The organism is Chitinophagales bacterium, from assembly GCA_013816805.1.
In the GTDB taxonomy this organism is placed as follows: Bacteria; Bacteroidota; Bacteroidia; order Chitinophagales; family UBA10324; genus MGR-bin340.
The window spans coordinates 65,671-80,864 of record JACDDS010000011.1; the positions used below are offsets into that span (position 1 = coordinate 65,671).

Genomic DNA, 15,194 nt, shown 5'->3' on the forward strand with positions numbered 1-15,194 from the left:
GAAAGATATAAAAGACAGAGAAAGCAGCAGAACGTATTATTTTCTGCTCTGTGTAATTACCTTAGGCCTTGAAAGCAATTTCAGATCATTTACAATTACACCGGGAAGCTCCGAGGTGAGCGTCACATTCCCGAACCGCTTATGAACAATTACTTTCCGGTAAGGTGTATACATAAATATGCAAGGCTGATCATCATAAACAATTTTCTGAAGCCGCTTCACCATCGATATCCGCTTTTGCTCTTCAATGGTCACCTTTATAGAATCAATTAACTGGTCAGATGCAGCGGTGCCAAAGCCGCTATAATTACCTCCATTATCACTCCAGGAACGGGTATGCCAAAGTTGCGTGTAATCTTCGGGCTGCGAATTAGTGGACCAGGAAATGAATGCCATATCGAAATCATGCTTTGCAGCATTCATACGCAGCGTAGATTGGTCGGTGGTTTTTAAAATTAAATTTATACCTGCCGTTTTCATTGATTCCGCTATCACATTTACCAATTGTTGCATGGATTTTCCTGAAATGGTATAGATCAATTCGATGCTCATTTCTATTTTTTCACCATCCACTATTTTATCGCGAATACCATTTCCATCAGTATCTTTCCACCCTTCCTTATCCAATATTTTTTTGGCGCCCTCCACATCAAAAGAAATAAGTTTTAAATCCGGATTAAATTCTTTTTTAAGAGGAGAAACCATGCTGGGCCAGCGTTTTGCCTTACCTAATGCTATTACCTGGATAATCTGATCTACCGGCACCAGCATCGCCATCGCTTTTCTTACGTTAACATCTACCAGCAGTTTTTTTCTATGCGAGCCATCCGGTCTTTCATTCATAACAATCATAGTGCTGGTATACATCTCCATAAAGGCAGAATTGTAATTATGGTTAAAGGCAGAATCATTTTGCAGGCTCATAAGTGCCTGTGTAGTAAGCCAGGTAGAGACGTCAATTTGCTGGGATTCACATTCAAGCTTTGCTGCATTTTCGTCGCGTATAACTTTAAAAATAATTTTATCAGGAAAATTACTGAGGTACCTGTTGGGATGCTCCAGCTTTTGTACCCAGTTATTTTCTTTTCGCAGAAGCGTAATCGTCTGATCCCGATCCCAGGAAATTACTTTATAGGGGCCCTCACCAAACTGAAGACTCAAATCGTTGCCATATTTTCCCTCATTAAAATTATTTGCCCACGCGACAAGATCAGGGTGCTGGTCAGATTTTAAATTTAAATCGTCCAGTTGTTCCATGGAATAATTTGCCAGCACATTTGCGGAATCATAAAATTTATGTGAAAGAATAAAGTAGTCTGAAATCATCTGGAGGTTTGAAATACTTTTTTCTTTCATAACTATCGTAAACTTTTTATGGTTAGCAGAATCGGGAATAATGGTTTTTATATTCTCCAGATATGGCTTCATATTTGGATTATTCGTGAGCGGGCATTTATTTGCTTTAAAGGTAAAAATGACATCATCCGTTGTTATCGGCGTACCATCATCCCAGGAAGCCTCCTCCAATAGATCGTACGTAAATCTCAGATAATCATCAGAAATCACAGGCATGGCTTTTACCAGCATAGGAATTATCTGTTGGTTTGCCTGGTCATAAGTCAGCAGCGTAAAGTGAGTCAGCCGCAGAATCCATAAAGCATTAAAGAAGGATGTATTTACAGGATGAAGATATTGCGGATCAGATAACCAATGTACCACCAGTACATTATCTTTTGACCACGCGGGGTCAATATGTTGCGCATCCTTGAGCTGAACAAAAGCTCCGTGGTTTACATTAGAAATAGTAGTTCCTCTATCATTATGATTACACGAAGGGAAAAAAATACCTGAAAAAATAAAGGCCCAAATCACATACCGGAACCGTTTCATGAAAATGGTTTTGATCCATCTAATCTAAGTATTGAACAAATGCTCAATAGTTTTATTTTTAAAGTATCCTTACTTTCTGTTCCCCAAACAATCAGCATTATGGGGCGTTAATTATAAGATGGAAACCATTTTAATAACAGGAGGAACAGGATTGATCGGGAATTACCTTACTTCCTTTCTTCAAAATGCAGGATATAAAATAACTTATCTAAGCAGAAAAAAGAACACTACCGGAACAGTAAAGACCTATCTATGGGATCTTAAAAATTACCGGATTGATGAAGAAGCAATTACCACATGTAATCACATTATTCATCTTGCAGGGGCAAATGTAGCAGATAAAAGGGGACACCTGCCTATAAAAAAGAAATTGCGGACAGCCGCATAGAAAGTCTAAATCTCCTTTATGAATCTTTAAGTAAAATTCCGAACCAGGTACAAACCATCGTTTCTGCTTCCGGTATAGGCTATTATGGTGATCAGGGTAATGAATGGCTATCAGAGGACCAGCTAGCAGCGCGAAACAATGATTTTTTAAGTCTGGTATGCGATCAATGGGAGCAGGCAGCCCGAAAATTGTCACAATTAAATAAAAGGGTTATCATCATCAGGACCGGAATTGTGTTGACAGAAAAAGGTGGTACGCTTCCTCCTTTATTACAATCGCTGAAATTTGGAATTGCACCTATTTTCGGCAGCGGAAAACAATATTACTCATGGATTCATATCCAGGACCTTTGCCGTATGTATTTGTACGCAATAGAGAAAAAAAATTTAAAGAATGTTTATAATGGAGTGGCCCCCTGCCCGGAGCAATACCGTGAGCTGATTAATGCGATAGCCCGGGTAAAGAACAAAATAAAAATAAATATACCTGTGCCCCTTTCTTTGCTAAAAATTTTTCTTGGAGAATTTTCAGAGACTCTTGGAACGAGTATTCGATGCTCTTCAAAAAAAATTGAAGATGCCGGTTTTCAATTCCGGTACCGTGAGCTAAAAGAAGCATTAACTGATCTTATTTAAATTATTCTTCATTTTCCGAAATGTTATCTTCGCGCGATTTATAATTCGATGTCATCTGCTGTTATTTTTTCATGCATTATTTTATACTCCGTAGTTCTTTTTGCAATTACCTTTTTTACAAGCAGGAAGGCAGACAATGCGTCTTATTTTATTGGAAATAAATCATCCCCGTGGTATGTAGTAGCGTATGGCATGATTGGCGCGTCTTTATCAGGGGTTACATTTATGTCGGTACCCGGAGCCGTATACACAACTCAATTTTCATATCTGCAGGTAGTGCTTGGCTATTTGGTTGGGTATGCTATTATTGCTCTGGTCCTGATGCCGGTATACTACAGGCTCAACCTAACCTCCATCTATACGTATCTGGATCACCGCTTCGGCAGCGTGAGCTACAGGACTGGCTCACTGTTTTTCATTTTGTCAAGGACTATCGGCGCAGCTTTCAGGATGTATATTGTTGTAAATGTGCTTCAGACATTTGTGTTCGAGGGGTGGCATGTTCCCTTTGCTGTAACCGTACTTACTTTTATTGTACTCATTTTACTATATACGTTCAAGGGAGGCGTAAAAACCATTATATGGACGGATACTCTTCAAACAACCTTTATGCTGGTTGCAATGCTCTTTACAATAGTTTTTATTGCTCAGCAGCTTAACCTGGATTTTCTATCCCTGATAGAAAAAATTCATGGTGCAGATTATTCCAAAATTTTTGTGAGTGATGTAAAGTCTCCTAATTTTTTTATCAAAAACTTTTTGGGTGGTGCAGCAATTTCCGTAGCCATGACCGGGCTTGATCAGGAAATGATGCAGAAAAATCTTAGTTGCCGAAATATCCGTGAAGCTCAAAAAAATATGTTTACATTTTCAATGATACTGGTATTGGTCAATACCCTGTTTCTCATTTTGGGAGCAATTCTAATCTTTTATGCCTCCGAAAAGGGAATTGAAATTAACCCCTTGCATACTGATGATCTGTTTCCAACTGTAGCCTTACACTTTCTTACTCCCATAGCCGGCCTCATCTTTATTTTAGGGTTAATCTCTGCTGCGTATCCAAGCGCTGATGGCGCATTAACGGCACTTACTACTGCTTTCTGTTTTGATTTTTTGGGTATTCATAAAAATACCAGGCTTACACCTGAGCGACGGTTAAACATCCGCTACGCGGTTCATATTGCCTTTGCCATTGTTCTCCTGATCACTATTGTTGGTTTCCGGTTAATTAACAATGATGCTGTAATCAGAAATCTTTTTAGGGTTGCCAGCTACACCTATGGACCTTTGCTGGGTCTATACTCCTTTGGATTTTTTACTACCAGGAAACTAATGGAGCCTTTTGTTTGGATGGTATGTATTTTATCACCGGTAGCCTGTTACTTTTTATCAGAATATTCACCAACAATCTTTAATGGTTATCGTTTTGGATTTGAACTGTTGATCGTGAATGGATTATTCACTTTTTTAGGCTTGTTCTTAATCAGTAAGAAAAATACAGTGATCGCGGATGTTTAGAAGGCCAAATCGAGAAAACCAATTTTTTAAAAAAAATTTTACTTTTTATTTAATAGCTTACGTTAAAGCATATTTCAACAAGAGTAAACCAATTCATTTTTTCTTCACTCTTAGCTGCCTTGTTTGTTGCAATTTGATTAAGGCACAAACTCCGCCTGTTTTCGGCAATCCACTTGATATTCCCATCCAGCTTGCCGCTAATTTCGGAGAGGTACGCCCCGATCATCTCCATACAGGATGGGACATTCGTACGCATGAAAAGACGGGCTACCCGGTTCATGCAGCCGCAGATGGATACCTTTCAAGAATAAAAGTGTCGGCATCGGGCTTTGGACTGGTATTGTATGTAACACACCCTAACGGATATATGACAGTCTATGCGCACCTTGACCATTTCAATACCGCAATCGGTAATTTTGTTAAACAGCAGCAATATTTAAAACAATCTTTCGAAGTTGAACTGTTTCCCTCAATAGAAAAATTTGTGGTAAAAAAGGGAGATGTAATAGCTTATTCCGGAAATTCAGGAGCTTCAGGCGGGCCTCACCTGCATTTTGAGATTCGCGATGCAAGCGGTGAAACGTATCCGCTAAATCCTGCTCTTTTGGGACTGGTAATTGCAGACACAGTAAAACCTGTGGTAAGCAGATTGTATTTATATCCCCTATCCAATAATGTAAATGATACCTCGTATTATTATAAAGTACAAAAAGACAGCTGCGACTATTCTATAAAACCAGACTCCATTGTCAGTGATTACGCCGCCGTAGGCTTCGGAATAGTAGGTGCGGATTACAAAAATGGAAGCAGCAACGATTATGGAATTTATTATATAGAGGAAGCCCTGGATGGCAAGGATATCTTTAGTATAAAGTTTGACCGGCTGGACTTTTCAAATGCACGCTACGTAAATGCGCATATTGATTATGCAAAGCTTAAACAGGAGAACATTACAATTCACCGGCTTTACCGTCTTCCCGGCGATCACAACAGTATCTACAGGCATTTGGTTAATGACGGACATATCGTCTTAAAAGATACTTTTTTTCACCAGGTCGTAATTACTTGTAAAGACGAAATGGACAATACTTCATACCTAATCTTTTACCTTCGGTTTTCAGGAAAAACATTCCCGGCTGATAGTTCTATTGCTACAAATACTACTTTTTTTACATTTAATAAACCCCATGTTTTTTCTGCTGATAGTATCAGGCTGCAGTTTCCTTCAGACATTCTGTATACTAATTTAAATTTTCAATATTCCTGTTCTTTTTCTTCCTCAAAGGATATTTATTCTGCGATCTTTAATATTGGCAATGCTTCAATTCCCTTGCACAGTTACTACCAAGTATTTATTTTGGCGCGAGCTATTCCTGACTCTTTAAAATCTAAAGCGTTAATTGTTTATCAAAACTCCGGAAGGGAATCTGCATTGGTTTCTCACTGGACGAGTGAGGAATTAAATGCACGTGCAAGAGAATTCGGGTACTTTTATGTGAAGCTCGATACCATTCCTCCCAGGATCGCAACTGCGGGCATTAAACAGAATCAGCATATAAAAAAACTTTTCCTTCGCTTTTACATTTCCGATAAGCTATCGGGAATAGCCACCTACAATGGTTACCTGGATGGGAAATGGATCTTGATGGAATACGACCAAAAGAATAACCGTCTTAACTGTAATCTTCCCACAAATTTGACTTATGGTGAACACAGATTGAACCTGATTGTTACAGACCAGGTAAACAATAAAAATTCATTCACTCTGACTTTTAAGAAATAAAGGCATGGAAATTGGCTCTAACGCCCCATTGTTTAAGGGAAAAGATCAGGACGGGAATGTGATTGCGCTCTCAGATCTAAAAGGAAAAAAGGTGATCTTATATTTTTACCCTGAAGATGATACCCCTACCTGCACTCAGGAGGCCTGTAATCTTCGGGATAATTATCACGTATTAAAGGAAAGAGGATTTGAAATACTTGGAGTAAGTCCTGATGATATCAAAAATCATCAAAAATTCCGGCATAAGTTTAAACTGCCATTTTCCTTAATCTCAGACCCGGAAAAAAAAATTATAGAGGCTTATGGTGTTTGGGGGCCGAAGAATATGTTTGGTCATAAATACATGGGAGTATTACGGCATACTTTTGTTATTGATGAAAAAGGAAGAATTGAAAAAATTTTTAAGAAGGTTCGGAGCAATATTCATACTGATCAGATATTAAAAAGCTATGCTCAGTGAAAGAAATTCAAATAAATGAACCCAACGGATTATTTTCGCTCCCGATAATTTAGGGGTTACAACTAACAAACTCTAACAATGCGTAAATTAAAATTTGCTATAATATCGACTGTCTTATGTGGTCTTTTATTCGTTCAGATTCAGGAAGTCCATACACAATCGGCGCTACCTCCTGCGGGCAAAACCGGCGCTCCGGGTGAAACTACCTGTGGTGAAGTTGCCTGCCACAATACTACTCCTAACACCGGGCCGGGTAATGTGGCTATTTCTTTTAGCAGCAGTACAGCTTCCTATATCCCTGATACCACTTACCAGCTAACCGTAACTGTTTCTCAAGCTGATATTCACAAATTCGGCTTTGAAGCCACCGCCATTGATAGTATTGGCAACAGGGCCGGCAATTTCTCCTTAATAGATTTGACCAATACCTCTCTTCCTCTTGGCGGTTTTCAAGGCCGTCAGTATGTAGGTCATCGGTTTGCAAGCGCCGTAAATACATGGACCGTTAATTGGACTGCACCCGATCATAACATGGGTCCTGTTACCTTCTATGCCGCGGGAAATGCCGCCAATGGCAACATTCAAAATACCGGTGATGAAATTTATACTTCCTCTATGGAAATTGCGGGAGAATTTGGAACTGCCGCTTTAAGTCCTTCTAATAGTTCTGTTCCCTTTCAGATCGTAAATCCGGCACTTAATGCGATTGATATAAAATACCAGTTAAATGCTACAGGCCCGGTAACTATTTTTCTTTATGATGAAACCGGCCGGTTAATTCAGCAATTGTGGAATGGGGAAGAAGTAAAAGGTCTTCAAACGCATTCTTTTCCAGTCAGAACGTTTGTTAATCCAGGGGTATACCTTTTACAATTGAACATTAGAAACAATAGCCACAGTGAAAAAATATTTATACAATAACAACTACCATTTTGTTAGCTATGAAACGATTGATAATGATTGCGGCGGCAGTATCGGTAATTACGTCATTTTTTATAATTGATGGATGTTCTTTTGAGAAAGCTGAAGTAGCAGTACCGGGTGATACTTGTCTCCTTGCAGGCGATACCGTTTCATATAAAAATGATATAGTTCCTATACTTGAAACTTATTGTAATAATCCGGACTACGGAAGCTGCCACCAGTCGATTGATAATAATGGTTCGGGTTTTGATTATACCATCTATAGCGGAATTAAAATAGAAGTAGATAACAATCAATTACGAAGCCGTGTAATAGAACAGAAAAATATGCCTCCATCAAATTCAGCAGGCCCACAAAGCCTGACTGCATGCGATCTAAAGAAAATTGATGCATGGATTAACCTGGGAGGCCCCGAAAATTAATTGTTTCCAATACTGTTATTGCAATTATTCAACTTAAATCTTTTTAAATGAAAATGATTATTGTATTCCTGTGCCTCATAGGAAGTTATTTCCGGGCATCTTCACAGGACGTTCTTGTTAGTACCAATGGTTCTATTTCTTTTTTCTCAGAAACTCCCATTGAAAATATCGATGCTACCAGCAGCCAGGTGATAGGAGCCTTAAACGTGAAAACCAAGAGTATTTTTTTTAAAGTGCCTATGAAAACCTTTGAGTTTAAAAAAGCATTAATGCAGGAACACTTTAATGAAAACTATATCGAGAGTGATAAGTATCCTTATTCGACTTTTAACGGTTCCATTAATGAGGATATCGATTTGACAAAGGAAGGAACCTACCAGGTAACTGCTACCGGTAAGCTAAATATACATGGCGTAGAAAAAGAACGTACCATTCCCGGAACGATAGTGGTAAGTGCTGGCCAGATCGAAATTAATTGTGCTTTCGATACTAAGGTGGTGGATCACCAGATAAAGATCCCAACGGTAGTAGTGCAACATATTGCTGAAGTAGTAAATGTAAAAGTTCATTCAGTAATGACGCCAATCAAATCGGAGAGGTAAATTTTATTCTTCACTCATGAAACCCTCATGCGTTTTATATACATGAGGGTTTACTTTTAATAAAATAAATCGACCTTCATCTCTTAAACTTTATTAGTGCATTTATGTTAAATCAATCATCATGAGAAAAAATATTACTTTTTGTCTGTGTTTCATTTTTTTAATAGTACATGCTGCTTTTTCACAACAGGATTTGTCTGCTATTGTTGATGAGAATGCACCTAAGGAACCCTCTGAAAGGGTATCAGCTACATTTAAAGGTTACAAAATCATCAATGCTCAAACAATAGAAACAGCTAAAAAGCGTAACCTGTTTTTTAATATTGCCCATCGCTTTGGTGATATCGGCGGGATTGGAGGCGGGGCCCATTCTTTATATGGATTTGATGTATCAACGGACATTGTTTTTTCTTTTGACTACGGTATTACGGATAACCTGCAAATAGGTATCGGTCGCGCAAAAGGGATCCAGCCTTACACAGAGCTTTATGATGGAAATATAAAATATAAATTACTGGAGCAGACCGTTGATGATAAAATGCCTGTAAGTGTTTCATTGTATGGAATTGCAGGTATATCAGGACGGAGGCCCTCCATAGATACCACTTCCGATGCAGCATTTGATGACCTGACTCAACGGACTTCTTATGTAACACAGGCTATTATTGCCCGAAAATTTTCTCAACGTATTTCATTTGAAGTTTTACCAACCTGGGTTCACCGGAATTATGTGATTTTTGGTGATAAGAATGATTTTTTCTCCCTGGGAATAGGCGGAAGAGCAAAACTCACCAAGCGCTTTGCATTGATTTTCGATTACTTTCATAATTTTTCTTCTTTCCAGGAAGATGCAGTGGATGCTAATGGTAAAACTGTTTTTTTTGATCCATTGTCCGTAGGTGTAGAAATAGAAACAGGGGGTCATGTATTCACGCTCAGCTTTACCAACAGCACCGGTATCCTGGAAAATTCCTGGCTGCCAGAAACCCGTTCTAACTGGCTTGATGGACAATTCCGTTTCGGTTTTAATATTTCAAGAAATTTTGTGATTGGAGGAAAAAGCTGGTAGGGTAATTTTAATCAGTAGTTTTGTCAATCTGCTATATAGCTGCAAGTTATTCAAGTTAATTATGCCAGATGGTTATTCCTTTACCAGAAGGATCTTATACTGTAAATGCCTCCAAAGAATTTGTTCAATATGATTCTGATAAAGACAATCTAAAGGATCGGGCTGCTTCCTTGCTGGTGGATATAGTTCCTTTTCTGATAGCCACATCGCAGGATTTAATTGTAGTTGATCCGGGTCTGGGGTTGTTAAATTCAAAAGGAGAATATCATATTCAGGAAAATATAGCTATGCATGGCCATTCTGTTGATGATGTCTCAATAGTATTGCTCAGCCATTTACACAAAGATCACGCGGGTGGAATTAGCTATGGAAGAGAGAATGCATTTAATCTGATGTTTCCAAAAGCAAAATATTACTGCCAGGAAAAAGAAATGGAGTATGCTTTTACTAAAAAAAACTCTCCTTCATTTCTCCCTGACCGGCTTCACTATTTAAAACGCACTTCAAACCTGGAGCTTATAAATGGAAATGGCAAAATCGGTAATGATATTCAATATGAAATCAGTGGTGGTCATACACCTTTTCACCAGGTTTTTTTGATTGAATCTGATCAACAGAAACTTTTTTTTGGAGGCGATGTGCTTCCGCAACCTTCTCAGCTACAGCGAAAATTTATTGCTAAATATGACTATGATGGAAAGGCCGCCTCTGCAAAAAGAATAGAATACGGCAACCGGGCCTTTGCAGAAAATTGGATATGCCTGTTTTTTCATTCAGCAACCATATCAATGGCGAGAGTAAAAGAAAAAAATAGCAAGTTTCTTATTGAAAAAGTTTAGCAATGCAAAGCTGATTGTTTAATGATGACAAGTGTAGAACAGGAGCCAATTAAATTAGAGTACATGTATGTATGGTTCCAACTATCCGTGTTTATTCTTATAATAGCCGTCGTTACTTTGAAGCATCGTATACAATATGCCTTCTTTTAATGCATAATCCGACTGCATTATTTTCGTAATATTTAATTTCTCAATTACATATTGAATAAGAATAGCCGCCACCACCATCATTTCCGCCCGGAAAACTATTAAACCTTTAATTTTTTTTCTTTCAGCCAGATCTTTGCTGAGTAAATCTTTATAAATTTTATAGAATTGATCCACATCAATCCCGAAAGAAGGATTTGTTCGGAATATTTTGGGTGCGATGTTGGTAGAGATCATGCTGGCTATGGAATCAAAAGAACCGGAAGCTCCAATGAGCTGTATCACATTAAACCGGCTTGCTGCTGTGGTTAATGGACGAAGCTCTTTTTCAAGGTAGGCTATAATGTGTTTGACCTCCTTTTCTGTTATAGGCTCTGTTGTATGAAACCTTTGCTTTAATTCCGAGGCTCCGAGTGGAAAGCTTTGCTTCCAGAAAATGCTTTCGCTGTTGGCCAAAATAAATTCAGTGCTTCCACCGCCAATATCCATTAACAGCGAAGTTTCATGGTTCATTTGTACAGCTTGTTTTACGCCCAGATAGATTAACCCGGCTTCCTCATCGCCGGATATTTTCCTGAAATCCATTGGGCAAATGCTTTTAGCCGCTTCAATGAATTCATCTCCATTTATTGCCTTTCGGATAGCCGCTGTCCCAACCGCAACAATTCTATCAGGGTTGTATCGGTCTATCACCTGTTTATATTTTTTTAACTGAGCTAATCCACGTCGAAAAGGAGAGGGTCCTATTTTATCTAATCCATCCTCACCAAGCTTCACAAATTCTTCAGCCTTATAAACAACTTCGAAAGAAGAAGCGGAGACAGAAACAATCAACAGGTGGAACGTATTTGTACCCAAATCCAGGATTGCCCGGTACGGATTCATAATAAATGTAAATTAATTATAGAGACTGGGTGTTTCCACCTTACCGGTATCATATTTTTTAGATTTGAAGGCAAGTATCAGAATGGGAAAATAGTTACATTTCGAAAAAAAAAGAACTCTTTATGGACCATATTACCAGGCGCAATTTTTTAAAGCTTTCTGGAACTGTGGGTGCATGTGCTTGTGGCATAGGTGCATTCTCATTAATTGAAAGCTGCTCCACCACTGGCAAGTCGGTTGCAACAGCAAAACCAAACATCACTGAAACTGCCGACCAGCTTTTTTTTCCTAAGTCCATGGTTTCGGAAAAAGGATATATGCTCATTCAATCCCGCAGGTTTAAAGAACCAATATTTGCAACCCTTAACACTGATGGAAGCTATACCGCTGTTCGCTTGTTATGTACGCATAAAGGCTGTACACTGCACCCTGCCCAGGGGAAATTACTCTGCCCATGTCATGGTTCAGAATTCACAGTGGATGGAGCGGTAACAAAAGGCCCGGCAAAAACAGATCTCGAAAAATATTCTGTCACTTCAGATGAAACCAACGTATACATTCACTTTGCATAATCACACCAATCTTTAAGGCAATTTGTGAAGAATAAACCAGCTCTTTATGATTGGCTTATGCTGATTGTGCTTTCGCTTATCTGGGGCAGCTCTTTCATATTGATGAAAAAAGGCTTGGAGGTATTTGCTGCACCACAGGTAGCCGCCCTTCGTGTCATAATTACCGCTTTGATACTTGTTCCATTCGCATTTCTAAGAAGAAATGAGGTTCCAATTGCTAAAATTAAAGTGATTTTTATACAAGGGCTTTTCGGCAATTTTATTCCTGCCTTTTTATTCACTGCAGCTCAGCAACATATTGAAAGTTCACTTGCAGGCATTCTAAATTCGCTGAGTCCTGTCTTTGTTTTTATTCTAGGGATCTTCCTCTTTAACACTAAATACAATTGGAAGAATATAACAGGTTTGAGCATTGCCTTTGCAGGTGTAATTGTATTAATGCTTTTTCAAACGGGAAAAGATACGATGTCCGGGGGCTGGTATGGTTTACTGATTGTAATGGCAACACTCTGTTATGGCATCAGCGCTAACATTATAAAGAAGTATTTGGCTGATGTGCGACCCCTAACTATTGTAACATTTGCTTTTATGACGTTGCTTTTCCCGGCTTTAATCTGTTTGTCTTTTTCAAATGTCGGAGAAAGCTTTCAGGAAGGAAAAAATACTTATACCGCTCTGGGTTATATTTCCATATTAGCAATTGGCGGATCAGCACTTTCTTCTGTAATCTACAATAAGCTGATCCAGCGCACCACAGCATTATTTGCCGCATCAGTTACCTACCTGATGCCAGTTGTAGCCTTATTCTGGGGATTTGTAGCGGGTGAAACCATTAGTAGCATAGATTTTTATGGAATGGCTTTAATATTTTGCGGAGTATATTTAGTAAGCAGGTAACATGATGTCCTGTTTTCAGGATTTATTATAATAATTTTATTAATAAGTAAGTTTTAGCCAAAAATAATTGTGTGTGATTGAGCAAATGCAGAATTGAATTCTATGCACTTTCGCGATAAAAGAATAACATGCCGCGTGTAATGCAGATATTGAATCGATTAAACATGGGGGGCATTTCCCTTAATGCAGCGATTCTCTCAAAATATCTTGCACCGGAGTATGAAACTCTTCTCGTAACCGGCATGATAGATGAAACAGAAGAAAGCTCTGATTTTTTGCTCCATAATATGGGATTAAAGCCGGTTTATATTCCGGAAATGTATCGCGCTATTGATCCATTAAGGGACCGAAAAGCATATTTTAAAATTAAGCAGCTTATAAAGGAGTTTAAGCCTGACATCGTTCATACACATGCAGCTAAAGCCGGAACATTAGGCCGTCTTGCTGCTGCAGCGTGTAAGGTTCCTGTAATTGTGCATACATTTCATGGGCATGTATTTCATTCTTATTTTCCCGGCTGGCAAACCAGGATGTTTATTGGCATTGAACGTTTTCTGGCGGAGAAGAGCTCCTGTATTATTTCTATAAGTGAGCGCCAGCGCAGGGAATTGAGCAAGATCTATAAAATTTGCTCTCATGAAAAGATTGAGGTTGTTCCTCTTGGTTTTGACCTTTCCAGGTTTTCTGACATGAGCGGCGAAAAAAGAAAATTGTTTCGAAGCAAATATTTGGTGGATGATGATGAAATAGCAATTGTAATAGTCGGTCGCTTAGTGCCTGTAAAAAATCACGGGCTGTTTCTAAGATCTATACAAAGTGTGGCTGCACGATCAAGAAAAAAAATTCGAGCCTTTATAGTAGGTGACGGAGAGGAAAGAAAAAATCTGGAGGCCCTGGCTCAATCACTTGAACTGGATTTCACCGATTTTGAATCAGCCCCCAGGAAAGCTACCGTTACATTCACCTCGTGGATAAGGGATATCGATAACGTGTATGCCGGATCGGACGTTGTTGCGCTTACGTCCTTAAATGAAGGAACACCAATGAGCATTATTGAAGGGCTTGCAGCGGGTAAGCCTATTGTTGCTACACGGGTAGGCGGTATTACAGATATTGTTCACCCCGGACTAAATGCCCTTATTGCTCCACGAACAAGCGAAAGAGTATTTTCAAAACACCTTCTGCGCCTTGTTGATGATGATGCATTGCGAAATAATATGGCACAATATAAAGACGGCATTATGGAGCGTTTCAATTCTTACCGGCTGGTTAAAGATATGAGTCAGATCTATTCCCAACTACTTACTGCATCCTGAATTTTTTTGTTTCCTTACTTTTACTAATCCAATTGACCTATGCTCGTTGCATGCGATATACGTTGGGGGGGGATTATTGAACTTTTGTTTGACAATAAATAGAATTGATTGAAAAGAATTCATTGCGCACTTGTGATAATAATCTTATTTTCTTCCTGTAAGATTTTTTATCCCGACAGGTTATTTAAAGCGGATAGGGATTTTAAGCTATCTGACTCGATGAAAGTGGCTAAAGAATACGTGATCAGATCGGGAGACCTTCTTTCTATTGGTGTATTTTCGAATAATGGTTATGAGCTGATTGATGTGCTGGGGAAAGAGAATACTTCCTTTTCTTCTTTAAATTACATAGTAAAAGAAGATGGATTTGCATTATTACCTCTTCTTGATTCCGTTTTTCTTTCAGGAAATACTATAGGTGACGCAGAAAATTTACTGCAGAAAAAATACAGCTACTATTTCGTAAATCCATTTGTGCGCATTGAAGTAACAAACAGAAGGGTATATGTTTACCGTGGAAGGCTGGGAGCAGCAGAAATAACCCTTGATAAAGAAAATATGAACTTGCTGGAAATACTTGCAAAAGCCGGAGGTATTCCTCCAGGGGGAAGAGCAGATCACATTCGCATTTTAAGGGGAGATCTGAAAGACCCTAAAGTATTTGATATCGATCTTTCCACGGTGGAAGGTATGATGAAGGCAAATCTTAACGTGGAAGCAAATGATGTAATCTATATTCAAACCCTGCTTACTCCTAATGATGTTTTAGTTCAGATAACACCCGTGCTTACCTTGATTTCTTCTTTAATCCTGATCACTTATTCTATAATTACTCTTACCAAATAAG

Annotated in this window: 16 protein-coding genes; 14 read left to right on the forward strand and 2 right to left on the reverse strand. The window is 38.7% G+C overall.

Annotated features, from left to right (window positions below):
* Positions 1–36: 36 nt before the first annotated feature.
* A complete protein-coding gene (locus tag H0W62_10515) occupies positions 37–1,890 on the reverse strand; it encodes a hypothetical protein (protein ID MBA3648964.1) in 1,854 nt (617 codons plus the stop codon).
* A gap of 118 nt (positions 1,891–2,008) precedes the next feature.
* Between H0W62_10515 and H0W62_10520 the strand changes: the two genes are divergently transcribed.
* The 10 genes from H0W62_10520 to H0W62_10565 all read left to right on the forward strand — a co-directional run bounded on the left by H0W62_10520 (position 2,009) and on the right by H0W62_10565 (position 10,530).
* Positions 2,009–2,278, forward strand: a complete 270-nt coding sequence (locus H0W62_10520) for an NAD-dependent epimerase/dehydratase family protein (protein MBA3648965.1) — start codon at positions 2,009–2,011, stop codon at positions 2,276–2,278.
* The gene (locus H0W62_10525) at positions 2,260–2,913 is read left to right on the forward strand and encodes a DUF1731 domain-containing protein (protein MBA3648966.1); all 654 of its coding nucleotides are present in this window, start codon (positions 2,260–2,262) and stop codon (positions 2,911–2,913) included. The genes H0W62_10520 and H0W62_10525 overlap by 19 nt, the downstream gene beginning before the upstream one ends.
* A 48-nt stretch (positions 2,914–2,961) precedes the next feature.
* Positions 2,962–4,431 (forward strand): sodium:solute symporter, encoded by a 1,470-nt coding sequence (locus tag H0W62_10530; GenBank protein MBA3648967.1) that lies wholly within the window; start codon positions 2,962–2,964, stop codon positions 4,429–4,431.
* 133 nt (positions 4,432–4,564) lie between these two features.
* Entirely contained in the window at positions 4,565–6,214 is a 1,650-nt protein-coding gene (locus H0W62_10535) for a M23 family metallopeptidase (protein MBA3648968.1), read from the forward strand.
* Between the two features lie 4 nt (positions 6,215–6,218).
* Entirely contained in the window at positions 6,219–6,674 is a 456-nt protein-coding gene (gene bcp, locus H0W62_10540; protein ID MBA3648969.1) for a thioredoxin-dependent thiol peroxidase, read from the forward strand.
* Positions 6,675–6,752: 78 nt separating this feature from the next.
* Positions 6,753–7,595: a T9SS type A sorting domain-containing protein gene (locus H0W62_10545; GenBank protein MBA3648970.1), complete on the forward strand. Its 843-nt coding sequence runs from the start codon at positions 6,753–6,755 to the stop codon at positions 7,593–7,595.
* A gap of 20 nt (positions 7,596–7,615) precedes the next feature.
* On the forward strand, positions 7,616–8,020 hold the full coding sequence (locus H0W62_10550; protein MBA3648971.1) for a hypothetical protein: 405 nt from the start codon (positions 7,616–7,618) through the stop codon (positions 8,018–8,020).
* Between the two features lie 47 nt (positions 8,021–8,067).
* Positions 8,068–8,622, forward strand: a complete 555-nt coding sequence (locus tag H0W62_10555; protein MBA3648972.1) for a YceI family protein — start codon at positions 8,068–8,070, stop codon at positions 8,620–8,622.
* Between the two features lie 121 nt (positions 8,623–8,743).
* The gene (locus H0W62_10560; GenBank protein MBA3648973.1) at positions 8,744–9,691 is read left to right on the forward strand and encodes a hypothetical protein; all 948 of its coding nucleotides are present in this window, start codon (positions 8,744–8,746) and stop codon (positions 9,689–9,691) included.
* Between the two features lie 68 nt (positions 9,692–9,759).
* Positions 9,760–10,530 carry an MBL fold metallo-hydrolase gene (locus H0W62_10565; protein ID MBA3648974.1) on the forward strand — a complete coding sequence of 257 codons (771 nt, stop codon included), beginning with the start codon at positions 9,760–9,762 and terminating at the stop codon, positions 10,528–10,530.
* 81 nt (positions 10,531–10,611) lie between these two features.
* Here H0W62_10565 and H0W62_10570 read toward each other — a convergent pair whose 3' ends face one another.
* Complete coding sequence (locus tag H0W62_10570; GenBank protein MBA3648975.1) at positions 10,612–11,562, reverse strand: phosphatase; 951 nt, start codon at positions 11,560–11,562, stop codon at positions 10,612–10,614.
* A gap of 122 nt (positions 11,563–11,684) precedes the next feature.
* Here H0W62_10570 and H0W62_10575 point away from each other — a divergent pair, with 122 nt between their 5' ends.
* From H0W62_10575 to H0W62_10590, 4 genes are all read left to right on the forward strand, one after another.
* Positions 11,685–12,134 (forward strand): Rieske (2Fe-2S) protein, encoded by a 450-nt coding sequence (locus tag H0W62_10575; protein MBA3648976.1) that lies wholly within the window; start codon positions 11,685–11,687, stop codon positions 12,132–12,134.
* 24 nt (positions 12,135–12,158) lie between these two features.
* A complete protein-coding gene (locus H0W62_10580) occupies positions 12,159–13,031 on the forward strand; it encodes a DMT family transporter (protein ID MBA3648977.1) in 873 nt (290 codons plus the stop codon).
* 128 nt (positions 13,032–13,159) lie between these two features.
* Positions 13,160–14,347, forward strand: coding sequence for a glycosyltransferase (locus H0W62_10585; protein MBA3648978.1), 1,188 nt, complete (start codon positions 13,160–13,162; stop codon positions 14,345–14,347).
* Between the two features lie 108 nt (positions 14,348–14,455).
* Positions 14,456–15,193: a polysaccharide biosynthesis/export family protein gene (locus H0W62_10590; protein ID MBA3648979.1), complete on the forward strand. Its 738-nt coding sequence runs from the start codon at positions 14,456–14,458 to the stop codon at positions 15,191–15,193.
* Position 15,194 lies beyond the last annotated feature (1 nt).